This is a genomic window from Enterococcus sp. AZ103, assembly GCF_051714685.1.
GTDB classification, from domain to species: Bacteria; Bacillota; Bacilli; order Lactobacillales; family Enterococcaceae; genus Enterococcus_A; species Enterococcus_A alishanensis.
On the sequence record NZ_JBIOSI010000001.1, the window covers coordinates 2212815 to 2237617 of the forward strand.

Annotated in this window: 22 protein-coding genes; 19 read left to right on the plus strand and 3 right to left on the minus strand. The window is 35.9% G+C overall.

Annotated features, from left to right (window positions below; translation table 11 throughout):
• Window positions 1–18: 18 nt before the first annotated feature.
• Window positions 19–447, minus strand: a complete 429-nt coding sequence (locus ID741_RS11130) for a GNAT family N-acetyltransferase (protein WP_438720010.1) — start codon at window positions 445–447, stop codon at window positions 19–21.
• A 75-nt stretch (window positions 448–522) separates the two neighbouring features.
• On the opposite strand from ID741_RS11130, the gene ID741_RS11135 reads away from it, so the two are divergent.
• From ID741_RS11135 to cls, 3 genes are all read left to right on the plus strand, one after another.
• Window positions 523–1575, plus strand: coding sequence for a DUF7278 family profilin-like fold-containing protein (locus tag ID741_RS11135; RefSeq protein WP_438720011.1), 1053 nt, complete (start codon window positions 523–525; stop codon window positions 1573–1575).
• Between the two features lie 270 nt (window positions 1576–1845).
• A complete protein-coding gene (gene alaS, locus ID741_RS11140) occupies window positions 1846–4479 on the plus strand; it encodes an alanine--tRNA ligase (RefSeq protein ID WP_438720012.1) in 2634 nt (877 codons plus the stop codon).
• A 71-nt stretch (window positions 4480–4550) separates the two neighbouring features.
• Complete coding sequence (cls, locus tag ID741_RS11145; protein WP_438720013.1) at window positions 4551–6038, plus strand: cardiolipin synthase; 1488 nt, start codon at window positions 4551–4553, stop codon at window positions 6036–6038.
• On the opposite strand, the gene ID741_RS11150 is transcribed toward cls, so the two are convergent.
• Complete coding sequence (locus ID741_RS11150; RefSeq protein WP_438720014.1) at window positions 6024–6428, minus strand: reverse transcriptase-like protein; 405 nt, start codon at window positions 6426–6428, stop codon at window positions 6024–6026. The two genes, cls and ID741_RS11150, sit on opposite strands and share 15 nt — an antisense overlap.
• 30 nt (window positions 6429–6458) lie before the next feature.
• On the opposite strand from ID741_RS11150, the gene ID741_RS11155 reads away from it, so the two are divergent.
• Window positions 6459–6893 (plus strand): EbsA family protein, encoded by a 435-nt coding sequence (locus tag ID741_RS11155; RefSeq protein ID WP_438720015.1) that lies wholly within the window; start codon window positions 6459–6461, stop codon window positions 6891–6893.
• Here the strand turns inward: ID741_RS11155 and ID741_RS11160 are convergent.
• A complete protein-coding gene (locus ID741_RS11160) occupies window positions 6884–7090 on the minus strand; it encodes a cold-shock protein (RefSeq protein WP_438720016.1) in 207 nt (68 codons plus the stop codon). The two genes, ID741_RS11155 and ID741_RS11160, sit on opposite strands and share 10 nt — an antisense overlap.
• A 153-nt stretch (window positions 7091–7243) precedes the next feature.
• Here ID741_RS11160 and ID741_RS11165 point away from each other — a divergent pair, with 153 nt between their 5' ends.
• From ID741_RS11165 to carB, 15 genes are all read left to right on the plus strand, one after another.
• Window positions 7244–8917: a formate--tetrahydrofolate ligase gene (locus tag ID741_RS11165; protein ID WP_438720017.1), complete on the plus strand. Its 1674-nt coding sequence runs from the start codon at window positions 7244–7246 to the stop codon at window positions 8915–8917.
• A gap of 97 nt (window positions 8918–9014) precedes the next feature.
• On the plus strand, window positions 9015–9761 hold the full coding sequence (aroD, locus tag ID741_RS11170; RefSeq protein ID WP_438720018.1) for a type I 3-dehydroquinate dehydratase: 747 nt from the start codon (window positions 9015–9017) through the stop codon (window positions 9759–9761).
• A gap of 175 nt (window positions 9762–9936) precedes the next feature.
• Window positions 9937–10968, plus strand: coding sequence for an N-acetyl-gamma-glutamyl-phosphate reductase (gene argC, locus ID741_RS11175; RefSeq protein WP_438720019.1), 1032 nt, complete (start codon window positions 9937–9939; stop codon window positions 10966–10968).
• 11 nt (window positions 10969–10979) lie between these two features.
• Window positions 10980–12173: a bifunctional glutamate N-acetyltransferase/amino-acid acetyltransferase ArgJ gene (gene argJ, locus ID741_RS11180; RefSeq protein WP_438720020.1), complete on the plus strand. Its 1194-nt coding sequence runs from the start codon at window positions 10980–10982 to the stop codon at window positions 12171–12173.
• Between the two features lie 35 nt (window positions 12174–12208).
• Complete coding sequence (gene argB / locus ID741_RS11185; RefSeq protein WP_218325251.1) at window positions 12209–12958, plus strand: acetylglutamate kinase; 750 nt, start codon at window positions 12209–12211, stop codon at window positions 12956–12958.
• A complete protein-coding gene (locus ID741_RS11190; protein ID WP_438720021.1) occupies window positions 12955–14106 on the plus strand; it encodes an acetylornithine transaminase in 1152 nt (383 codons plus the stop codon). Before argB ends, ID741_RS11190 begins: the two co-directional genes overlap by 4 nt.
• Window positions 14107–14204: 98 nt before the next feature.
• Window positions 14205–14891 carry a CBS domain-containing protein gene (locus ID741_RS11195; protein WP_438720022.1) on the plus strand — a complete coding sequence of 229 codons (687 nt, stop codon included), beginning with the start codon at window positions 14205–14207 and terminating at the stop codon, window positions 14889–14891.
• Between the two features lie 14 nt (window positions 14892–14905).
• A complete protein-coding gene (lspA, locus tag ID741_RS11200) occupies window positions 14906–15370 on the plus strand; it encodes a signal peptidase II (protein WP_218325254.1) in 465 nt (154 codons plus the stop codon).
• A complete protein-coding gene (locus ID741_RS11205; protein ID WP_438720023.1) occupies window positions 15360–16268 on the plus strand; it encodes an RluA family pseudouridine synthase in 909 nt (302 codons plus the stop codon). Before lspA ends, ID741_RS11205 begins: the two co-directional genes overlap by 11 nt.
• Before the next feature lie 208 nt (window positions 16269–16476).
• Complete coding sequence (gene pyrR / locus ID741_RS11210) at window positions 16477–17016, plus strand: bifunctional pyr operon transcriptional regulator/uracil phosphoribosyltransferase PyrR (protein ID WP_438720024.1); 540 nt, start codon at window positions 16477–16479, stop codon at window positions 17014–17016.
• 6 nt (window positions 17017–17022) lie between these two features.
• Entirely contained in the window at window positions 17023–18294 is a 1272-nt protein-coding gene (locus tag ID741_RS11215; protein WP_218325257.1) for a solute carrier family 23 protein, read from the plus strand.
• A gap of 15 nt (window positions 18295–18309) precedes the next feature.
• Window positions 18310–19236, plus strand: coding sequence for an aspartate carbamoyltransferase catalytic subunit (locus ID741_RS11220; RefSeq protein ID WP_438720025.1), 927 nt, complete (start codon window positions 18310–18312; stop codon window positions 19234–19236).
• Window positions 19237–19248: 12 nt separating this feature from the next.
• Entirely contained in the window at window positions 19249–20529 is a 1281-nt protein-coding gene (locus ID741_RS11225) for a dihydroorotase (protein ID WP_218325259.1), read from the plus strand.
• 2 nt (window positions 20530–20531) lie between these two features.
• Complete coding sequence (locus ID741_RS11230; protein ID WP_218325260.1) at window positions 20532–21611, plus strand: carbamoyl phosphate synthase small subunit; 1080 nt, start codon at window positions 20532–20534, stop codon at window positions 21609–21611.
• Complete coding sequence (carB, locus tag ID741_RS11235; protein WP_438720026.1) at window positions 21611–24793, plus strand: carbamoyl-phosphate synthase large subunit; 3183 nt, start codon at window positions 21611–21613, stop codon at window positions 24791–24793. The genes ID741_RS11230 and carB overlap by 1 nt, the downstream gene beginning before the upstream one ends.
• Window positions 24794–24803: the final 10 nt, after the last annotated feature.

Genomic DNA, 24803 nt, shown 5'->3' on the forward strand with positions numbered 1-24803 from the left:
TACTAGAGCTGTGAATCCTCACAGCTCTTTTTTCATAGTTACACATAAGATGCCGTCTTCTTTATAAGGCTCTGAGATCACTTGATAACCTTGCTTTTGATAAAAATCAATTGCAGTCATTTCAGCAGATAGTTCAGACGAAATTAAATTATTCTTTTTACCTTCTGTTTCTAAACAAGTTAATAGCTGTTGACCTAGTCCTCTTAATCGATATTTTTTTGTCACGCAAAGACGATCAGGTTGTAAAATCTTACTAGTTTTTGTTTGAAATCTTGCTGTTGCAACAGGCAGCTCGTGATCAAAGAAGACCAGATATTTCCGATCGCTTGTATCCAAACCATCAAATTCAAGCGCTGTCGGTATCTTTTGCTCTAAAACAAAAACTTGATATCTTAAATAAAAACTAGCAGCTTGCACAGCTTTTTGATTTCCAAAAATAATCTCCATAATAATCATTTCTCCTAATAGTAATATGAGTTATAATGGAATTGTAGCATAGCAAAAAGGGAGGAACCATTTTTTATGAATCTCGTTGATCAGTTAGATTGGGCGTATTGGAAACGTCTAAATCCAAAAGAAAAAAGAACGTTGCTTAGTCAAGTTTTACTTTATTACGTGAATCCCCTCTTAAAAATTTCTGATATTGAATTAAAGGAATTCGAATTATATGGTATCAAATGTGAGACCTTCGAATTATTGATTGACGAAGAAAAATTTGTTTTTGTACCTGGGAATAAAGAAGCCATTTTAGGCTGGAATTTGGGTGCAAAAGGTTTGTCTTTACTTGAAACCGCTCAAGATAGTCCCAATATATCAATTCCAGAAGAAATTTTAAATCAATATAATTTGTTAGAAACAGAATCTTTAGCAAATTACATAAATGATAAAACAACTCGTTTACGGAAATCCGCTATTCCTGCTATGTTTGTACAACGTTATGCGTTACCAGCAGGAACTGAGTTTTTAGGCAGATTTGATGCTGTCACTGGAAGCTTTGAGGGCCGTGTCGATTTATTTGCTAAAATCGAAAAAGAAATAAAAGAAATTCTAACACCAAAATTGAATTCTCAAGAGAGTTTAATTTGGACCTTTCCGGAAAGCTTTTTAATGGAGGATAGTTGGTATATTGAGTTAGAACCAGAAAGTGATTTGTATCGTGTCTATACGCATGCTACTCATAACTACACTAGTTTAAGAAAAGAGATTCGTAAGAAAAACTTTGACTTATTAACTGAAGATCAATGGGAATATTGTAATGGTGCTGGTAGTCGAAGATTATTCCGCTGGGGAAATGACTTAAATATGTCAGATCCATATCGTGGTAAGGCTATCAAAAAAATGATTCAGGGATTAAATATGTTTGGCTTATCTTTTGATACTAAGATGACTCGTTTTGAGATTACTGAAGATCCGGGTGTCTTAAAGTTAACCGATCATCAAGAGAAGATTGGCATTCCAGCAGTTGAGTATTTACCGTTATCTTCTTATTATAGTAATAGTAAGATGCTTCATTCAGAAGTGATTCTATTTCCGCAAAAATATTTGTATCGTAAAGCGATTGTTTTGAAAGTCTAATTTGACTTTTCAGTAGAAATTTTCTATACTTCATTTTAGGATATGATTTAGTTATTTGCTTCTAAAGAAAGTAAGACCTTGGCTGAGAGTCTTGCGCTGTAATAATTAAGTTGCTCCCTAAAACATTTGATTGAAAAATCAACGTGACTCAGCGTTAACGAGCTTAAGAGGTAATGATCAAAAACTATCATTGCAATCAAGGTGGTACCGCGAACTTTCGTCCTTGAATGCAGTGGTGGTTTTTTTATTTTTTTAAAAGGAGAAAACAAGATGAAAAAATTAAGTAGTACAGAAGTAAGACAAATGTTTTTAGACTTCTTTAAATCAAAAGGACATATGATTGAGCCAAGTGCACCGCTAGTACCAGTTAATGATCCAACATTATTATGGATTAATTCCGGTGTTGCAACCCTGAAGAAATATTTTGATGGTTCAGTGACACCAGAAAATCCCCGGATTGCTAATGCACAAAAATCAATTCGAACGAATGATATTGAAAATGTAGGAAAAACTGCTCGTCACCATACCATGTTTGAAATGTTAGGGAACTTTTCAATCGGTGATTATTTCAAAGAAGATGCGATTGCTTGGGCTTGGGAATTTTTAACTTCACCTGATTGGATGGCTTTCGATCCTGAACTTTTATACGCAACTGTTTATCCAGAAGATAAAGAAGCTAAAAGAATCTGGTTAGAAGAAATTGGATTGCCGGAAGATCATGTTGTTGAAATTGCTGATAATTTTTGGGATTTAGGCGCGGGGCCAAGTGGACCGGATTCAGAAATTTTTTATGATCGCGGAGAAGCGTTTAATGATTTAACAGAAGATGATCCAGAAAATTATCCTGGTGGAGAAAATGAACGCTATTTAGAAATTTGGAATTTGGTATTTTCTGAATTTAATCATACTCCTCAAGGTACTTATGAACCATTACCCCATAAAAATATTGATACGGGAATGGGTCTTGAAAGAATGGTCTCAATTATTCAAGATGCACCAACCAACTTTGAAACAGATTTATTTTTACCAATCATTGCTAAAGTAGAAGAATTAAGCGGTAAAAAGTACGGTGTAGATAAACAGTTGGATATCTCTTTTAAAGTTATTGCTGATCATATTCGTTCTTTGGCTTTTGCGATTGGAGATGGCGCTCTACCTTCAAATGAAGGCCGTGGGTATGTATTGCGCCGTTTGTTAAGACGAGCAGTGATGCATGGACAAAAGTTAGGCATTCAATCTGCCTTTTTGTATCAACTAGTGCCAGTTGTTGGTGAAATTATGGTGGGTTACTATCCTGAAGTGCAACAACAAAAAGAATTCATTGAAAAAGTAGTTAAAAATGAGGAAGAACGCTTCCACGAAACTATCAATGAAGGCTTAAGCATGTTAAATAATGTGTTAGCGGAACTAAAAGAAAATAATCAAACTATTTTAGATGGCCAAACAATTTTCAAATTATATGATACTTTTGGATTCCCAGTGGAGCTGACTGAAGAAGTTGCTGAAGATAATGGTTTAAAAGTTGATCATGCGGGCTTTGAAACTGAAATGCAAGCACAAAAAGAACGAGCAAGAGCAGCACGAACAACTGAAAAATCAATGGGTGTGCAAACTGCTTTATTAGGAGATATTAAAGTGGATAGTCAATTTGTTGGTTACGATCAACTAAATGTTGAAGGAAAATTAGAAGTGATTATCGCAACAGATGCTATTGTTTCTTCGATTGATACAGGAAGCGCCCAATTGATTTTTAATCAAACACCATTTTATGCGGAGATGGGTGGACAAGTTGCTGATCACGGAACAATTACTGATTCTGAAGGAAATTTGGTTGCCAATGTAACGGATGTTCAAAAGGCACCTAATGGTCAACCACTACACACAGTAGAAGTTGTCTCTCCGTTAGTAGAAGGAAATACTTATTTCTTAAACGTTAACCAAAAAATGCGAAATAAAATCATTAAAAATCATACTGCGACTCATTTACTTCATAAAGCTTTAAAAGAAGTCTTAGGTGATCATGCCAATCAAGCTGGATCATTAGTAGCACCAAAACATTTACGTTTTGATTTTAGCCATTTTGGTCAAGTTACCACTGATGAACTAAAAGAAATGGAAAAAATTGTTAATCAAAAAATTTGGGAAGCTATTCCTGTCGTGACAATCGAAACTGATATTGATTCAGCAAAAAATATGGGTGCAATGGCATTGTTTGGCGAAAAATATGGTCACGATGTCCGCGTAGTGAATATTGGTGACTGGTCAATTGAATTATGTGGTGGAACCCATGTGAGCAATACAGAAGATATTGGACTTTTCAAAATCGTTTCAGAATCGGGAATTGGTGCTGGTGTTCGCCGGATTGAAGCCTTGACCGGTCAAGAAGCTTACGAAGCATTCCGTCAAGAAGAAGAACAACTGATTTCTGTGGCTCAAATTGTAAAATCGCCTCAATTAAAAGAAGTTGTAAACAAAACAGAACAATTACAACAACAATTAAAAGAAATCCAAAAAGAAAATGAACAGCTGGCGACAAAATTAGCCAATCAACAAGCTGGTGATGTCTTCAAAGATGTCAAAGAAATTAATGGCACATCAGTGATTACAGCCAAAGTCAATGTGAAAGATATGAATCAACTGAGACAATTGGCCGACCAATGGAAGCAAAAAGAATTATCGGATGTTTTAGTTTTAGGAACAATTCAGGGAGAAAAAGTGAATTTGTTAGCTGCTATGACCCCAAGTGCAATTGAAAAAGGCTACAAGGCCGGAGATTTGATCAAGCTGATTGCACCAAAAGTTGGCGGAGGTGGAGGCGGCCGCCCGGATATGGCCCAAGCAGGCGGAAAAAATCCATCTGGCTTAGCAGAAGCATTGGCAGAAGTAACAAATTATTTAGCGTAAAAAAATGTAACAAGAAGGGGAGGTCTTTCTTGTTACTTTTTTCTTTTCTAGGTATAATTTTCTGAAGATAGATGAAAATCAGGAGAGTGAAAAAAGTGGGGTTATTAGAACAAGCAATTCTTATTTTATATATTGTCAACTGTATCATTGCAGCCATTACTATTTTTAGAAAGCCACGTAGTATTACAACTATTTTAGCTTGGTTGTTAACGTTATTCTTCTTACCAGTCGTGGGTTTTTTATTATACGCCTTTTGTGGCCGCGGACTGGATCGGACAGTAGCTAGAAGATTTAATTATGAAAAAGAAAATCAACCGCGAGAAATCTATCAAATGGTTCAGGTTGATAATTTAACAGTTCCAAATTATAATACACCGGATCAATTGTTACCGGCAGCAAGAGCATTAATACGTTTTTTTGATAACTTAGATAAAGCACCCGTTTCTTATCGTAATAATATTCAATTTTTTTATGATGGCACCGAAAAATTTGAACATTTATTTGAGGATTTAAGAGCAGCAAAAAATAATATTCACGTTGAATACTATGCATTTTTCAACGATAAAATTGGTAATCGCTTTTTGCGAATACTAGAGGAAAAAGCAGACCAAGGCGTAGAAGTTCGTCTGATTTACGATCCATGGGGCTCACCTAAAACTAATAAGGCCTTTTTTGCTAAATTGAGAGAAAAAGGTGGTAAAGTCACTCCTTTTATTACTTCGAAAGATATTATTGCCAAAACACGTTTAAACTATCACTTGCATCGAAAATTAGTCATTATAGATGGTTCGATTGGTTGGACTGGTGGTTTTAATGTTGGTGATCAATATTTAGAAACAACGAAACGTTTTGGCTACTGGCGTGACACACACGGACGAATTGTCGGCACGGGTAGTTTTACCCTACAAGAAATTTTTATCCGTGATTGGAATGTTTCTGTTTCTAATGATGCAGATCGTTTAGATTACCTTCCACAATATTTTGTTTTGCCAGAAGAACCAATTGAAACGGGTGTAGCGATGCAAGTTGTCGCAGATGGACCCGACTCTGAAGCACAAATTATCAAAGATGGTTTTGTCCGCTTAATTCTATCTGCCGAAAAAAGTGTGTGGATTCAGAGTCCGTATTTAGTACCAGATGAAACAATGATATCCGCAATACTAATTGCAGTACGTTCAGGAATTGATGTTCGTATTATGGTGCCAGATAAACCAGATCATCCTTTTATTTATCGGGCAACACAATACTATGCTAATTATTTGCATCAGCGAGGCGTTAAAATTTATCATTACAGCAAAGGATTCGTTCATGCTAAAACGATGGTGATTGATGATGAATTAGCAACCTTTGGATCAACTAACCAAGATATTCGCAGTTATGAACTAAATTTTGAAGTAAGTAGTTTTATTTATGATCCAAAAATTGCAGAAGAATTTAAAGCAGTCTTTGAAGCAGATATGCAAGATTCCGTATTATTAACAGATGAGATGATTGCCAATCAATCTTTCTGGCTGAACTTTAAGCAGAAATTTTCTCGTTTATTATCACCGATTCTTTAAAGCTTTTTGTAATCCTTGGCGGGCCAAATGGTCTGCCCCTTTATTTTTACTCTCAGGAATCCATTGCAAAACTAATAATGAAAAAAGTGGGCTTTTTTGGTTAAACTCCTTTAAATAAGACAAGAAAAGATTGTTTTTTGTTGAATTTTGGTCTAAAATTTTTATTGCAGTCTTGCTGTCTGAATATAAAAGAATGGAATCATTCCGCCAGTCTTTTTCAATTAAATAATCTAGAGCCTTTAAAATAATTTCCAGTTCGGCTTCGTGATTGGATCCGGCAGTCAAAATATAATTTAATTGAATCTGTTCTTGATCTTTTATAATGACAATCCCACCGCCACTTTTTTTTAATTGTGGATTGGTAGCGGCATCAGTAAATATTTTAATCATTTTATCACCTTTGAAAAGTTAGGAGTCTACATGAAGAAAAAGCGCTACTTTTGGCAACCTGAATTATCAATTTCCATCATTTTATGGTCCTTAACTTTTATATTTTTATTTTATGGACTTATCATATCATTAGAGAGTAATAAAATATATTGGAAGGGCAATCTCTTTATCGGCTTGTTTCTAATTATGTTTGTTTTAAGTTGTCATCGTTTCTTTATTTTGACTGAAAAAAGATTAGTCATTCGTTATGCTTTGTTGTGGCGAAAAAAAGAAATATTTTATAATGATATTGATCAAGTAGTTGTCAGAAAAGATGGTTTGATGATTAAGCAAAAAGGTTTAAACGGACATACTCGTCACATGATGAGTAAAAAACAAAAAGACCGCTTTTTAGCGGACTTAATAAAAAATCATTCAGATATGGTAATAACAAGTGAACAAGATCAAAAGCTCAGTCATGACTGAGCTTTTTTTACGTTGGTTGCTTGCGGTCCCCTAGCACCTTCAACAATATCAAAAGAGACGACTTCATCCGCTTTTAATGACTTAAATCCTGAATCCAAAATACCGGTAAAATGTACAAATATTTCTTGGTCATCCTGGTAAACAATAAAACCATACCCCTTGTGATCATCAAACCACTTAACGATTCCCTGATTCATGGTACCACCCCTTATTAAGTCTACACCCATTATAATGTAAGGGTTTTAAAATTGCGAATGAAATTGTCAATTTTGAATAGTGTTTTTCCCGGCTAAATTTGCTAGAATATGAATGAACAAAAAATAATTTTAGATTCTTGGAAGGGGCGTACTATGAAGACTGATATTGAGATTTCTCAAGATGCAACTTTACTACCTATTAATGAAATTGCTGAAAAACTTGGCTTAAAAGATGATGATTTAGAATTACATGGCAAATATAAAGCAAAGATCGAGTTTTCAGCTTTAAATCGTTTAAAAGAAAATCCCAAAGGAAAGTTAATTTTAGTTACTTCGATTAATCCAACGCCAGCAGGCGAAGGAAAATCAACAGTAACGATTGGTTTAGGAGATGCCTTAAATAAAATTGGTAAAAATACTGTGATTGCTTTACGGGAACCATCCCTTGGTCCAGTTATGGGAATTAAAGGCGGTGCCACTGGTGGCGGTTACGCACAAGTATTACCAATGGAAGATATAAATTTACACTTTACTGGTGACATGCACGCAATTACAACAGCTAATAATGCATTGTCAGCTCTACTAGACAATCATATTCATCAAGGAAACGAATTAAATATTGATCCTCGTCGTATCATTTGGAAACGAGTAGTGGATTTGAATGACCGTGAGTTACGTTTTATTACGGTCGGTTTAGGTGGACCAATCAATGGTGTACCAAGAGAAGATGGTTTTGATATTACAGTCGCTTCAGAAATTATGGCTATCTTATGTTTATCGACTGATATTGAAGATTTAAAAAATCGTTTGGCAAATATTGTCGTTGCTTATACTTACGATAAAGAACCTGTGACAGTTGGTGATTTAAAAATTCAAGGTGCTTTAGCCTTAGTTTTAAAAGATGCCATCAAACCAAATCTAGTTCAAACAATTTATCATACGCCAGCATTTGTTCACGGTGGCCCTTTTGCTAATATTGCCCATGGCTGTAATAGTATTTTAGCAACGCAAACTGCTTTACACTGCGGAGATTATGTTGTCACTGAAGCCGGTTTTGGGGCTGATTTGGGTGGCGAGAAATTTTTAGACATTAAAGTTCCAAGTTTAGGTAAAGCACCAGATGCAGTTGTGATTGTTGCAACGATTCGTGCCCTTAAAATGCACGGTGGTGTAACCAAAAATAATTTGTCAGCAGAAAATCTTGAAGCTTTAAAAACTGGTTTTGCTAATTTAGCGAAACATATTGAAAATATGCAAAAATATAATTTGCCAGTTGTTGTGGCGATTAATGAATTTATTAGTGACACAGAAAAGGAAATTGAATTATTAAGAGAGTTATGCGCAGCTTTTGGTGTGAAAGTCGAACGGACAGCTGTTTGGGAAAAAGGTGCTGAAGGTGGCGTTGATTTAGCCCAGACGGTAGTTGAAACGATTGCTACTAATGAACAAACTTTCCGATCAATCTTTAAACATGATGATGACAATATTGAAGAAAAAGTTGAAGCAATTGTGGAAGAAATTTATGGCGGAAATGAAGTAAATTATTCTAAAAAAGCGATGCAGCAATTGGCAACTTTTAAAAAATATGGTTGGGATCGTTTGCCAGTTTGTATGGCTAAAACCCAATATTCATTATCAGATGATCCAACTAAACTTGGTGCACCTAGTGACTTTAGTGTAACTATACGTGAATTTGTTCCTAAAATTGGTGCCGGATTTATTGTTGCTTTAACGGGTGATGTGATGACAATGCCTGGCTTGCCCAAGAAACCAGCTGCTTTAAACATGGATATAGATTCTAATGGTGACGCTATCGGATTGTTTTAAAGAATTAACTGACTTAGAAAACTAAGTCAGTTTTTTATGTTGTAAGCAAATAGTTTGTGGTAAAATAAAAAAATGCAAAAAACAAGGAGGAACTAATTTGAATACTGTATCTGTCGGAAGCACTGTTATTGGAGCGGGCAAACCAAAAGTAATCGTGCCAATCGTTGGTAAAACGCGAGAGGAGATCTTATCTGAAGCAAAAATTGCAAAGGATAGTCAGTGTGATATTGTTGAATGGCGGATAGATCATTTTTCAGAAATTTTAGATTTTGAAGCTGCTGCTGATTTTTGTCAAGAGGTAAAGGCTGCGGTCGACCTACCATTGTTAGTAACTTTTCGAACGTTAAAAGAAGGTGGCGTTCGTCCTATGGCAGATGATGATTATTTTGAAATGTACCATGCCTTTATTAAAGCAGGTCATTTTGATTTAATGGATGTAGAATTATTTATGCCAGCAGAAAGTGTAAATATTTTAGTAGAAACATTGCATAAAAATAATAAATATGTCGTGATGTGCAATCATGATTTTGATCAGACACCAGCTAAAATAGAAATCATTAATCGTTTAAAAATGATGCAAGAAAAAAATGCTGACATCTGTAAAATTGCTGTTATGCCAAAATCAATTGCGGATGTTATTACTTTATTAGATGCAACCCAAGAAATGTACACGGAGTACGCAGATCGTCCATTAATTACGATGTCTATGGGTAAATTGGGAGTGGTTTCTCGCGTATCAGGTGAGACCTTTGGCTCTGCAGCAACCTTTGGTGCAGCAAAAGAAGCTTCGGCACCTGGTCAATTAGCGGTGAAAGAATTAAAAGAAATTTTAGCAACTTTATAAAATTTTAGCTTAGGAAAATTCCTAAGCTCTTTTTTTGTCTTTTTTTTGAATAAATTCTCAAAAAAAATTAATAAAAAATCATTGACTTATTCGTTTTGTCACTCTATAATCTAAAATTATAAATTGATTAAAATGAATTTTTATACATTATTGATTTTTGAGAGAGGTGTCTTATTTGAAAGTAGCAATTATCGGTGTAACTGGTTATAGTGGCTTGGAATTAGTCCGACTATTAAAAAATCACCCAAAAGTAGAAATTGTTTCACTGCATAGTCATTCACAAAATAACCAAGATATCTCCAATGTTTATCCACATTTAAAAAGAATAATTGATTTAACATTAGAAGAAATTAATCTCAAAAAAATCATGGCAACAGCTGATTTAGTATTTTTTGCAACACCTTCAGGAATCTCAAAAGACTTAGCAGCTGATTTTTCGGAAAATAATTTTCCGATGATTGATTTGTCAGGAGATTTTCGCTTAAAAGAAATTGGCGCATATGAAAAATGGTATCAAAAAGAACCAGCAAGTCCAGCTATCCTGTCCAAAGCAGAATATGGCTTAGCAGATTTAAATAGTGAATATTCTAGTAATTTTATTGCAAATCCAGGTTGTTATGCCACTTGTGCCTTATTATCACTAGCGCCATTAGTTCAAGAAAAATGGATTGATCCTGATAGTATTATTATTGATGGCAAATCCGGCCTATCAGGTGCTGGAAAAAATCTTAGTGTTGCAGCTCATTTTGAAGAAGCCCATGACAATATGAGTTTATATAAAATGAACAGTCATCAACATATCCCAGAAATTGTTCAACAATTAAAAAGTTGGGATAAAAGTATTCCAGCTATTCAGTTTTCAACGTCACTTATTCCAGTTTCGAGAGGCATTTTTATGACAAGTTATCTAAAAGCCAAAAGAAAATTAACAACAAGTCAAGTTCATCAACTTTATCAAAGTTTTTATCAAAATAAACCATTTATTCGTTTACAAGCTGAGAACCAATTTCCTTCAATCAAACAAGTTGTTGGCTCTAATTATTGCGATATTGGTGTTGCTTTTAATGAGGCTACTAATGTGATCACAGTTGTTTCAGTCTTAGATAACTTAGTTAAAGGAGCGGCTGGACAAGCTATTCAAAATTTGAATCATTTAATGAAAATACCTGAGATAACTGGTCTAGATTTTGTACCAGTTTATCCATAAGGAGAAAGCCAATGAAAATTATCGATGGAAAAATAGATGCCCCTAAGGGATTCTTCGCAACCGGATTACATGCTGGATTAAAACATACGAAAAAAGATTTAGGAATCGTTCTTTCGGAAGTTCCTGCTCAAGCAGCTGGGGTTTTCACAACAAATCAAGTTAAAGCAGCCCCAATTTATGTAACAAAAGAAGCATTGAGCGATGGAATTCTGCAAGCAATTATTGTCAATTCAGGTTTTGCTAATGCCTGTACTGGTGCAATTGGTTTAGAAGATGCAAAAACAACACAACAGTATTTAGCTGAAAAGTTAGGTATTGCTGCCGAAAAAATTGCTGTAGCATCTACTGGTGTAATCGGAAAAGTGTTACCAATGAAAAAAATCAAAGCTGGAATAGATGTTTTTAATTTAAATCAGTCAGAACCGCAAGCATTTCATGAAGCCATTTTGACTACGGATAAAGCAACCAAAGAAGTAGCAGTGACAGACGTGATTAATGGCGTTGAGGTTACTATGGCAGGAGTTGCTAAAGGATCTGGCATGATTCATCCCAATATGGCTACGATGTTGTCTTTTATTACAACAGATGCTTTTATTTCAAATGATTTGGTGCAAGAAATTTTATCAGAAAAAACAGAGGTGACCTATAACCAAATTACCATTGATGGTGATACTTCTACTAATGACATGGTCTTAGTTCTGGCCAACGGTTTGGCTGAGAATCCGGAAATTGAGAAAGGTACTGAAGCCTATCAGAAATTTGCAGCGATGCTTGATTATGTGTCAGCGGAATTAGCCAAGAAGATTGCTAAGGATGGAGAAGGTGCAACAAAATTAATTGAAGTGGAAGTTACTGGTGCGTCAGATTCATTAGCGGCACGTCTGATTGCAAAAAAAGTAGTTGGTTCGTCTTTAGTTAAAACAGCAATGTTTGGTGAAGATCCTAATTGGGGCAGAATTATTTGCGCAGTTGGATATGCAGAGAGCTTAATTGATCCTAATAAGATTGATATGTGGATTGGACAGCAGCAATTGTTAAAACAAAGTCAACCGCAGGAATTTGATCAAACGATTATGAAAGAAATTTTAGCTAATGAAACTATTAAGATTTTGATTGATTTAAATGTAGGAACGGAATCAGGAAAAGCTTGGGGTTGCGATTTAACTTATAAATATGTCGAAATTAATGCTTTATACCATACTTAAAATATTTTAGCGGGGAAGCTAAGGGAGCGGATATCATGGAAACAATCGTAGTAAAAATTGGCGGCGTCGCTAGTGATAATTTAACCAAAGACTTTTTTAAACAAGTAAAAAAATGGAAAGATACCGGAAAACAAGTGGTGATTGTTCATGGTGGGGGATATTACATTACTGAAATGATGAATCGTTTAAATATTCCAGTCACTATTGATAATGGTTTACGGGTGACGACTAAACAAGCCTTAAAAGTTACTCAGATGGTTTTAATTGGTCAAGTACAGCCAGCAATCACTTCTGTCTTTCAACAATATGGTTTTTCTGCGATTGGATTGCATGCCTCTTGTAATGATTTAATTCAAGGAGAATTTATTGATCAAGAAAAACTTGGTTATGTTGGAGAAGTGACTAAAATTAATAGCCAAGTGATCGAAGATGTTCTGGCGAGTAATTATATTCCGATTATTACGCCCTTAGGGATGACTATTGAAGGCGACTGGCTAAATATTAATGCTGATGCGGCTGCTAGTAAAATTGCCGAAGCTTTAAATGCTGAAGAGCTTTATTTATTAACAGATGTGCCCGGGGTAAAAAAAGATGATCAATGGTTACCCAAAGTCAGTCCAAAAGAAATCAAAGTATTGAAGGAAGAAGAAATTATTATTGGTGGCATGATTCCAAAAATTGAAAGTGCTATGACAGCTATCTTTGGTGGTGTGGGGAAAGTCCACATTACTAATGGTATTCAAAGAGCCGGTACTGTGATTACAAAGGAGGAAATTTTAGTATGACCCATTTATTTCCTAATTATGGCCGAGATACAATTGATCTAGTTAAGGGTGAAGCTAGTTATGTCTATGATCAAACAGGAAAGCAATACTTAGATTTAACTAGTGGTATTGGTGTAACTAGTTTAGGTCACCAACACCCAAAAGTTACAGCGGCAGTTACTGAACAAATAAATCAAATCTGGCACACTTCAAATTTATATTTTAGCCAGTTACAAGAAGAGGTGGCTGAAAAATTAGCACAAGATAAGGATTATGTGAGTTTCTTTTGTAACAGCGGAGCAGAAGCAAATGAAGCAGCTTTAAAATTAGCTCGTAAAGCTACTGGTCGTTCGAAAATTATCAGTTTTAATCAAGGCTTTCATGGGCGAACATATGGATCTATGAGTGCGACCGCTCAAGAAAAAATCCAAGCAGGTTTTGGACCAATGGTACCTGATTTTATTTACTTACCTTATAATGATTTAGAAAATTTTGAAGCTGCTTTAGATGATGATGTAGCTGCAGTAATTTTGGAATTGATTCAAGGCGAAGGTGGCGTATTACCGGCGGATGAAAAATTTGTCAAAGGGCTAGTAGAAAAAGCCCACGCAAACGGTACCTTAGTAATTATCGATGAGGTACAAACAGGTATTGGACGAACAGGGACATTTTATTGTCATCAAGGTTATGGAATTGAACCAGATATCTTTACTTTAGCCAAAGCATTAGGAAATGGACTACCAATTGGTGCAATGCTTGGGAAAGCTGAATTTGCGACAACATTTGGCCCAGGAAGTCACGGAACAACTTTTGGCGGTAATAAATTAGCCTTGAGCGCGGCAAATGTTGTGATTGATACGATTAGTGAGCCAGACTTTTTAGCTGAAATAAATAAAAAGAGCCAGCAATTTTTTGAACAACTTAACGATTTAACGGAATTATCGATGATTAAAAAAATTCGAGGGCAAGGTTTAATGATTGGTATTCAGTTTGATAATGATGAACCGCTCAACTTCGTTTTAAATGAACTAAAAGAACAAGGAGTTTTAGCTTTAAAAGCTGGCAATCATGTCTTGCGATTATTACCACCGCTCACAATTTCCACAGCAGAAATAACTCAAGCAGCTACGGCAATTAAAACTGCTTGTAAAAAAATAATAGAAAAATAATTAGAGCTTGCGTCTTTCAAGCTCTTTTTTGTGTCTCAGACTATCATTGTGGTACCATTTCACTTATACTAGTTTTAGCACAAAAAGGGAGATTATCAATGGGTGAACGAGCAGATGATTTTTTAACCACTTTTAATCGAATTGAAAAAGAAGTCAAAAGTTTATTAGGTAATCCAGTTAATTTAGGCTTTAGCGAAGCAGTAAGACGTCTAGCTAAAAAACAGCATGATTTAATTGGAAAAAATGAAAATGATCTATTACAATTGGCGCAACTAAGAAATGCTATTGTTCATGATCAGATTGCCGATGATTTTGTTATTGCTGAACCAAATGAGTGGGCAGTTCAACGGATTAAAGAGATTGAAAAAGGTTTATTGAGTCCAGAAAAAGTTTTGCCGCGTTTTGCGAAGAAAGTCACTGGATTTGAACAAACAGTGCCAATGAGAGAAATATTAGAGACGGTTAAAGAAAAGCGCTATTCGCAATTTCCTGTTTACGATCATGGCAAGTTTTTAGGTTTAATTACTTTAAGAACAATTGGATTATATCTTTCTGAATTGGTGTTGCAGCGTTCTTTTGATATTTTCAATAAAAAAGTAGGCGATTTTTTAATTCAAAATGGAAAAAATACCAATTTTGAATTTGTTTCGGCTGATACAAATATTGCTGAAGTCGAAGAAAAATTCCAACAAATAGCAACTTTAGAAGCCATTTTAATTACTAAAGATGGCAATCGCGACGGTAATTTATTAGGAATTATTCGCCCCCGCGATATCTTAAATTAGAAAGGGGATTTATTTTGCTGATTATTTATTTATTATTTAGTGGTGTCATTATCGGATTAGATCAATTAATGAAATTTTGGACGGTGGAGAATTTTTTCATTGGACAAGAACAAAGCTTGATACCAAATGTTTTTTCATTGACTTACTTACAAAATACTGGCGGGGCTTTTAGTTTATTAGAAGGCCAACGAATCTTTTTTATTATCATTAGTATTGTGGCAGTAATAGTAGTCGTTTATTTCTTACACAAGTATTTGAAAGAAAGTAAATGGCTAACGATTGGTTTAAGTTTATTTTTAGCCGGGGCAATTGGAAATTTTATTGATCGTTTTCGTTTAGGTTATGTGGTAGATATGTTCCAGTTGGATTTTGTTAGATTTCCAATTTTTAATATTGCCGATATGGCCTTAACAATCGGTGTAGCTTTGATAATTATTTATTTATTTTTAGATGAGAGAGAGAAAAAACATGCAAGCTGAAATTGAAGTCATAATAAAAGAAGAAACTGGACGAGTGGACAAAGTTTTAAATGACCGTTTAAAAGACTATTCCCGTAGCCAAATCCAACAATGGATTAAAGAACAACATGTGTTTATTGATGGTCAAGCGATTAAAGCAAATTATAAAGTGAGTACTGGTGATGTGATTATGATTTATTTGCCAGAGCCAGAAGAATTGGAATTAATTCCTGAAGATTTAGATTTAGAAATTATCTATGAAGATCAAGATGTAGCAGTGGTTAACAAACCTCAAGGAATGGTGGTTCATCCATCGGCTGGACATCCCACTGGTACTTTAGTTAATGGACTTCTTCATCAAATCAAAGATTTATCTACAATTAATGATGTGATCCGTCCAGGCATTGTTCATCGCATTGACAAAGATACCTCAGGACTGTTAATGATTGCTAAAAATGATCAGGCCCATGAAAGTCTTGCGAAACAATTAAAAGATAAAAGCTCTTTACGAAAATATGTTGCTTTAGTTCATGGTGAAATTCCTCACGATAAAGGGCGAATTGAAGCTCCAATCGGTCGCTCAAAAGTGAATCGTAAAATGCAGGATATAATCGAAGATGGTAAACCAGCAGTTACGCACTTTGAAGTTTTAGAGCGATTTAATAATTTTACATTGATAGAATTACAATTAGAAACTGGGAGAACCCATCAAATCCGGGTACACATGAAATATATTGGCTATCCAGTTGCAGGTGATCCCTTATATGGACCAAAAAAAACATTGAAAGGTAATGGACAATTTCTTCATGCCAAACTTTTAGGCTTTGTTCATCCTACTACTGGTGAAAATATGGTCTTTGAAGCTTCTTTACCAAAAATTTTCCAAGAAACTTTACAACAATTACGAGAAACTAATTGATTTTAACCTGAAAGAAGGTTATATTATTTATAGCAAAAAAACAACTGCATAAGATCCTTTAAGAATAGTCCCGTGAGGCTAAGAAGGAAATGAGATAGAATGAATCTAGGTGCGCCTAGGCGCAGACTATTTATTGGATAGACAATCATTCCTCCTACCTAACTACGGGTAGGAGTTTTTTTATGCTTAATTTTAAGGAGGAGACAGGATGTACAAAAAAGAAGTTGTTGATGAGGTTACTATGAAGCGAGCATTGACTCGAATTACTTATGAAATTATTGAGCGTAACAAAGGCGTACAAGATATTGTTTTAATCGGAATTAAAACTCGAGGGATTTTCATCGCTCAAAGAATTGCCGAGCGCCTAAAACAATTAGAACAAATTGACGTCCCAGTTGGTGAATTAGACATTACTTTATATCGTGATGATGTTAAAAGTCATACAGATGAGCCAGAATTACATTCCTCAGATATTCCTTTTCCAATTGAAGGTAAGCAAGTAATTTTAGTCGATGATGTATTGTTTACTGGCCGGACAATTCGCGCTGCTTTAGATGCAGTAATGGATTATGGTCGTCCACAAAAAATTTCTTTAGCCGTATTGGTCGATCGTGGTCACCGTGAATTACCAATTCGAGCAGATTATGTTGGGAAAAATATTCCAACGGCCTTAACAGAAGAAATTATTGTAGAAATGGAAGAAAATGATGGTCAAGACCGGATTTTGATCCAAAAGGAAGAGGAGTAGTCCCCAATGAGCGAGTTCCACAATGACGATGTCGTTTTAGATATTCACGATCGTCCCAAACCAGTTCACTGGGTTGGACTAAGTATTCAACATCTATTCACTATGTTTGGTTCAACAGTCCTAGTTCCAATTTTGGTCGGTATTAATCCAAGTATTGCCTTAGTCAGTTCAGGTTTAGGAACATTGGTTTATCTTACTGTGACAAAAGGAAAAATCCCAGCTTATCTTGGTAGTAGTTTTGCTTTTATTGCAGCCATGACGATGCTAATGAAATCAGATGGTTATCCAGCAGTCGCCCAAGGAGCAATCACATGCGGAATTGTCTACTTGATTGTTTCAATCATCATCAGAAAAATTGGTTCAGCTTGGCTGGATAAAATTCTACCGCCGATTGTGGTCGGACCAGTGATCATGGTCATTGGTTTAGGTCTAGCAGCAAATGCGGCGAATAACGCTATGTATCACAACGACAAATATGATTTCAAATATGTGGCTGTTGCTTTGATTACTTTAGCCTTAACAATTATTTTCAATATGTTCTTAAAAGGTTTTATCGGATTAATTCCAATTTTATTAGGAATTGTAGGTGGCTATATTACGGCGATGTTGTTTGGCATTATTGATTATCAACCAATTATTGATGCCAACTGGTTTGCATTACCAGCTTTCGAGATACCATTTGTAAACTATCAACCAAGTCTGCATTTAAATGCCATTACGATTATGGCACCAATTGCTTTTGTTACCATGACGGAACACATTGGACATTTGATGGTTTTAAATAAATTAACCAAACGAAATTTCTTTGATGATCCTGGTTTAGATCGAACCTTGTTAGGTGATGGCTTAGCACAAATCGTGGCTGGTTTGGTGGGTGGTCCGCCAGTAACTAGTTATGGCGAAAATATTGGTGTGTTGGCTATAACCAAAGTGCACAGTGTGTTTGTTATTGGAGGAGCTGCTGTTTTTGCAGTAGGACTAGGATTTGTCGGCAAGTTAAGTGCTTTAATATTAAGTATCCCAAATCCAGTTATTTCTGGTATCAGTTTCATCTTGTTCGGTGTAATTGCTGCCAGTGGATTGAAGCTTTTAATTGAAAACAAGGTTGATTTTGATCGAAAAAAGAATTTATTAATTGCTTCAACCATTTTAGTAATTGGTATTGGCGGATTAGTCTTTCAAGCAGGAACATTTACATTATCAGCGATGGCATTAGCAACAGTCTTAGGTATTTTTCTAAATCTTGTCTTACCAGAAAAAGCCCTTAGTGAAAAATAAGGAGGCACTCATTGCATGATTATTCAATCGGAGATCATTAGTTTAAAACATTTATTGACGGTGGAAGCATTATCAGATCAAGAGGTTATGGGTTTAATTAGACGGGGTCAGCAATTTAAGTTAGGGGCACCATGGGCACCGCAGAAAAATCAGTATTTTGTGTCAAATCTATTTTTTGAAAATAGCACTAGAACTCATAAAAGTTTTGAAGTGGCTGAGAAAAAACTTGGCTTAGAAACAATCGAATTTGACGCACGGTCAAGTTCGGTCCAAAAAGGCGAAACTTTATATGATACTGTTTTGACCATGTCAGCAATCGGCGTAGACGTCTGTGTGATTCGCCATGGAGATGAGAATTATTACGACCAACTTATTCAAAGTAAGACCATCAATTGTTCAATCGTCAACGGCGGTGATGGTAGTGGTCAACACCCAACACAATGTTTACTGGATTTAATGACTATCTATGAAGAATTTGGTCACTTTAATGATTTAAAAGTTGCGATTGTGGGTGATATCACCCACTCAAGAGTAGCTAAATCAAATATGCAAATGTTAAAACGATTAGGTTCAGAAGTTTTCTTCTCTGGTCCGGAAGAATGGTATGACAAGAGCTTTGATGTTTATGGAACTTATAAACCATTAGATGAATTAGTGGAAAATGTTGATGTCATTATGCTTTTACGTGTGCAGCATGAGCGTCATGACGATAAAGAAAGTTTTTCAAAACAAGAATATCACGAGAAGTATGGTTTAACAGTAGGGCGATCAAAAAGATTAAAGAAAAAAGCAATTATCATGCATCCAGCACCAGTAAATCGTGATGTAGAAATTGCAGATAGTTTAGTAGAAAGCCTGCAATCACGAATTATCGAGCAAATGTCAAATGGTGTCTTTGTGAGAATGGCAATTTTAGAAGCAATTTTAAACGGTATTTCTTAAAGGAGCGAAACGATGAAAACATTAATTAAAAACGGGTATATTGTAACAAAAGATAACGAAATGACAAAAGTCGATCTCTGGTTAGAGAATGGCATTATCAAAGGTATCGGACAAGATTTTTCAGAACTAAATTTTGATCAAGTTTATGATGCAAAAAATCAGTTGATTTCCCCGGGATTGGTTGATGTCCATGTACATTTAAGAGAACCGGGATTTACCTATAAAGAAACCATTAGTACAGGAACAAAATCGGCAGCTCGCGGTGGATATACAACTATTTGTGCGATGCCCAATTTAAATCCAGTCCCAGACACAGTTGAAAAATTTAATGAAGTTGTAAAAATAATTAATGAAGATGCAGTGGTAAAGGTTTTACAGTACGCACCAATTACTGAAGAGTTACGTAGTGAAATTTTAACAGATCAGGCCGGGTTAAAGGCAGCGGGTGCATTCGCTTTCACAAATGATGGAGTAGGTGTTCAGACTGCTGGTACTATGTTTTTAGCTATGGAAGAAGCAGCTAAGAATAATATGGCAATTGTAGCCCATACAGAAGATGAATCTTTATTATTTGATGGTGTAATGCATAAGGGAGAAATTAGTGAGAAGCTCGGATTACCTGGAATTATGAGTGCAACCGAATCTTCACAAATTGCTCGTGATTTAATTTTAGCTGAAGAAACGGGCGTTCATTATCACGTTTGTCATGTTTCAACTAAAGAAAGTGTACGCATCATTCGCGATGCAAAAAAAGCTGGTATTCATGTGACAGCTGAAGTTGCGCCTCATCATTTAATTTTAGCCGATCAACAGATTCCTGAAGATCATGGATATTGGAAAATGAATCCTCCTTTACGAGGAACTGACGATCGAGAAGCTTTAATTGAAGGATTATTAGATGGAACGATCGATTGCATCGCAACTGATCATGCACCACATGGACATGAAGAAAAAAATCAAAGTTTCTTAAAAGCACCTTTTGGGATTGTAGGTAGTGAAACAGCATTTCCACTCATTTATACTCATTTTGTAGAAACAGGACGCTTTACCTTAGAACAAGTGATTGACTGGATGGCTATTAAACCTGCTGAAATTTTTGGTTTAAAAGTTGGAACATTGAATATCGGTGAGCCAGCAGATGTGGTCGTCTTTGATTTAGAAACAACAGAAGAAATTGATGATAAAAAATTCGCATCGATGGGTGTGAATACACCATTCAGTGGTTGGCCAGTGAAAGGAAATACCTTGTTGACTTTTGTAGACGGCAAATTAGTTTATCGTAAGGAGGATTAATTTTGAAACGATTATTGATTTTAGAAGATGGTACTGTCTTTGAAGGAGAAGCTTTTGGAGCAGAAGCCAATGTATTTGGAGAAATCGTCTTTACGACTAGTATGACCGGCTATCAAGAAACTATTACCGATCAAAGTTTTAACGGACAAATTATTACTTTTACTTATCCAATGGTGGGAAACTATGGCGTGAATCGCGATGATTACGAAAGTATTTCACCAACTTGTAAAGGTGTCGTGGTGAAGGAACATGCGCGACTTGCCAGCAATTGGCGCAATCAAATGACTTTAGATGAATTTTTAAAAAGGAAAAATATACCTGGAATTGCCGGGATTGATACCAGAGCACTAACAAAAAAATTACGTAATCACGGTACAATGAAAGCCAGTATTATTGAACCAGGTGATAAATTTGAACATGCATTTGATCAGTTAAAAGCAACTGTTTTACCAACAAATCAAGTGGCACAAGTTTCAACATCAACGCCTTATCCAAGCCCTGGAATTGGTCGTAATGTGGTAGTGATTGATTTTGGCTTAAAACATAGTATTTTGCGGGAGCTTTCTAGAAGAGAATGTAATCTAACAGTGATGCCTTATGACACTGACGCGCAAACAATCTTAGATTTGCAACCAGATGGTGTGATGTTAACCAATGGACCGGGAGATCCCAAAGATGTTCCTGAAGCAATTGAAATGATTCGTCAAATACAAGGGAAAGTACCAATTTTCGGAATTTGTTTGGGGCATCAGTTATTTGCTTTGGCTAATGGAGCGGATACGTATAAAATGCGTTTTGGTCATCGCGGTTTAAATCATCCAGTTAGAGAAGTTGCTACTGGAAAAATTGATTTTACCTCTCAAAATCATGGGTTTGCAGTAAATCCTAAAACAATTGACCCTGAGAAATTACTAGTGACGCATGTAGAAGTAAATGATGGCACTGTCGAAGGAATTCGGCATCGTGATTATCCTGCTTTTAGTGTGCAATATCATCCTGATGCAGCACCGGGTCCCCATGACGGGATTCATTTATTTGATGAATTCATGGAAATGATGGATGCAGGAAAGGAGCAAGCTTAATGCCAAAGAGAACAGATATTAAAAAAATCATGGTCATCGGTTCTGGGCCAATTGTAATTGGTCAAGCCGCAGAATTTGATTATGCCGGCACGCAAGCTTGCTTGGCTTTAAAAGAAGAAGGCTATGAAGTTGTCTTAGTAAATTCAAATCCAGCAACAATCATGACGGATCGTGAGATTGCTGACAAAGTATACATTGAACCAATTACATTAGAGTTTGTCTCTAGGATATTACGCAAAGAATTACCAGATGCAATCTTACCAACATTAGGTGGTCAAACTGGACTGAACATGGCGATGGAATTAGCTGATTCTGGTATTTTAGATGAGCTGACGATAGAATTATTGGGAACCAAGCTTTCAGCCATTGACCAAGCAGAAGACCGTGATTTATTTAAACAATTAATGGAAGAACTAGACCAACCGATACCTGAATCTGAAATTGTGACAACAGTTGAAGAAGCAGTCGATTTTGCTAAAATTATCGGTTATCCGGTGATTGTTCGCCCAGCTTTTACTTTAGGGGGAACAGGCGGTGGAATGTGCGACAATGAAGACGAGTTACGAGTAATTACAGAAAATGGTCTGAAATTATCACCGGCTACTCAATGTTTAATTGAAAAATCAATTGCTGGTTACAAAGAGATTGAATACGAAGTTATGCGAGATTCTGCTGACAATGCAATCGTAGTGTGTAATATGGAGAACTTTGATCCAGTTGGAATCCACACTGGAGATTCGATTGTTTTTGCGCCAAGTCAAACTTTGTCTGATTATGAGTATCAAATGCTACGGGATGCCTCTTTAAAAATTATCCGTGCTTTAAAAATTGAAGGTGGCTGTAATGTTCAATTGGCTTTGGATCCAAATAGTTTTAACTATTATGTAATTGAAGTAAATCCTCGTGTTTCTCGTTCCTCAGCGTTAGCTAGTAAAGCGACTGGTTATCCGATTGCCAAGTTGGCGGCAAAAATCGCTGTTGGTTTAACGTTAGATGAAATGAAAAACCCGGTAACTGAAACTACTTATGCAGAATTTGAACCAGCTTTAGACTATGTTGTAGCAAAAATTCCCCGTTGGCCTTTTGATAAATTTGAAACGGGTGAACGTATTTTAGGTACACAAATGAAAGCAACTGGTGAAGTCATGGCAATCGGACGGAACATAGAAGAAAGTCTGTTAAAAGCTGTTCGTTCACTGGAAATCGGTGTTCACCATGTAGAATTGCCAGAGCTTGCAGAGGTATCTGATGATAAATTAACTGAAAAGATGGTTAAAGCTCAAGATGATCGTATTTTTTATCTGGCTGAAGCCTTACGTCGTGGCTATTCGATTGAAGAATTACATGAATTAACTAAAGTAGATTTGTTCTTTTTAGATAAACTATTACACATTGTTGAATTAGAAACTGAGTTGGCACAAAACCAAAATGATTTATCTACTTTGAAAAAAGCTAAACAAAATGGTTTCAATGATCGAAAAATTGCACAACTTTGGGAACAAACAGAAAAAGAAATTCGTGATTTACGTAAACAAGAAAATATCTGGCCGGTCTACAAAATGGTAGATACTTGTGCAGCCGAGTTTGAATCTCAAACACCTTACTTTTATAGTACGTACGAATTTGAAAATGAAAGTGAAGTCTCAAAGAAAGAGTCAGTTTTAGTACTGGGATCTGGACCGATTCGAATTGGCCAAGGAGTTGAATTTGACTATGCGACAGTTCACTCAGTAAAAGCGATTCAATCCGCTGGCTATGAAGCAATTATTATGAATAGCAATCCAGAAACTGTTTCAACTGACTTCTCTACTTCTGACAAATTATATTTTGAACCACTGACTTTTGAAGATGTGATGAATGTAATTGATTTGGAACAGCCTTTAGGTGTCATTGTGCAATTTGGTGGACAAACAGCAATCAATTTAGCTGAACCTTTGCATCATGCTGGTGTGAATATTTTAGGAACAACTATCGAAGATTTAGATCGGGCGGAAGATCGTGATCAGTTTGAGCAAGTCTTACAAGCTTTAAATATTCCACAACCACCTGGCGAAACGGCAACTAGCTCTGCAGAAGCGGTAAAAGTTGCAGAGAGAATCGGTTACCCTGTATTGGTTCGACCAAGTTATGTACTTGGCGGTCGGGCAATGGAAATTGTTGAAAATCAAGCGGACTTAGAAGATTATATGGCCCACGCGGTAAAAGCTTCACCAGAACATCCTGTTTTAGTTGACCGTTACATGGTTGGTCAAGAATGCGAAGTCGATGCGATTTGTGATGGTACGACAGTATTAATTCCTGGAATAATGGAACATATTGAAAGAGCTGGGGTTCATTCGGGTGATTCAATGGCTGTTTATCCGCCGCAAACTTTCTCACAAGAAATTAAAAATACAATTGAAGATTATACACGACGGTTAGCTATAGGAATGAATTGTATTGGTATGATGAACATTCAATTTGTTATTCATGATCAGACAGTCTATGTAATCGAAGTGAATCCAAGAGCCAGTCGAACAGTGCCATTTTTAAGTAAAATTACTGATATTCCGATGGCGCAAGTTGCTACGAAAGCAATTTTAGGTGAAAAGTTAACTGATTTAGGTTATCAAGATGGGCTATATCCTGAAAGTCAGTTGGTGCACATTAAAGCACCGGTCTTTAGCTTTACAAAATTACAAAAAGTAGACACTTACTTAGGGCCAGAAATGAAATCGACTGGTGAAGTAATGGGTAGTGATCGCAATTTGGAAAAAGCACTTTACAAAGCTTTTGAAGCTAGTGGATTACATTTGCCAGACTTTGGCTCAGTATTATTCACCATTGCAGATGAGACGAAAGAAGAAGCTTTAGATTTAGCGAAACGTTTTAAAGAAGTTGGTTATAGTTTACTGGCTACTAAAGGAACTGCTGAATACTTGAAAGAGCATGGTGTCGAAGCCAAAACGATCGCAAAAATATCTGAATCTGCTGAGGATAACGTGGTAGAATTAATCAGACAAGGTGATGCACAAGTTGTAATCAATACAATGGACAAAAATCGTCAAAATACTTCTGATGACGGCTTCATTATCCGCCGAGAAGCGGTTGAACATGGTGTACCATTATTTACTTCACTTGATACAGCAAATGCTATCTTAAAAGTGATGGAATCTCGAGCATTTTCGATTCAAGAAATTTAATACGTAGAAT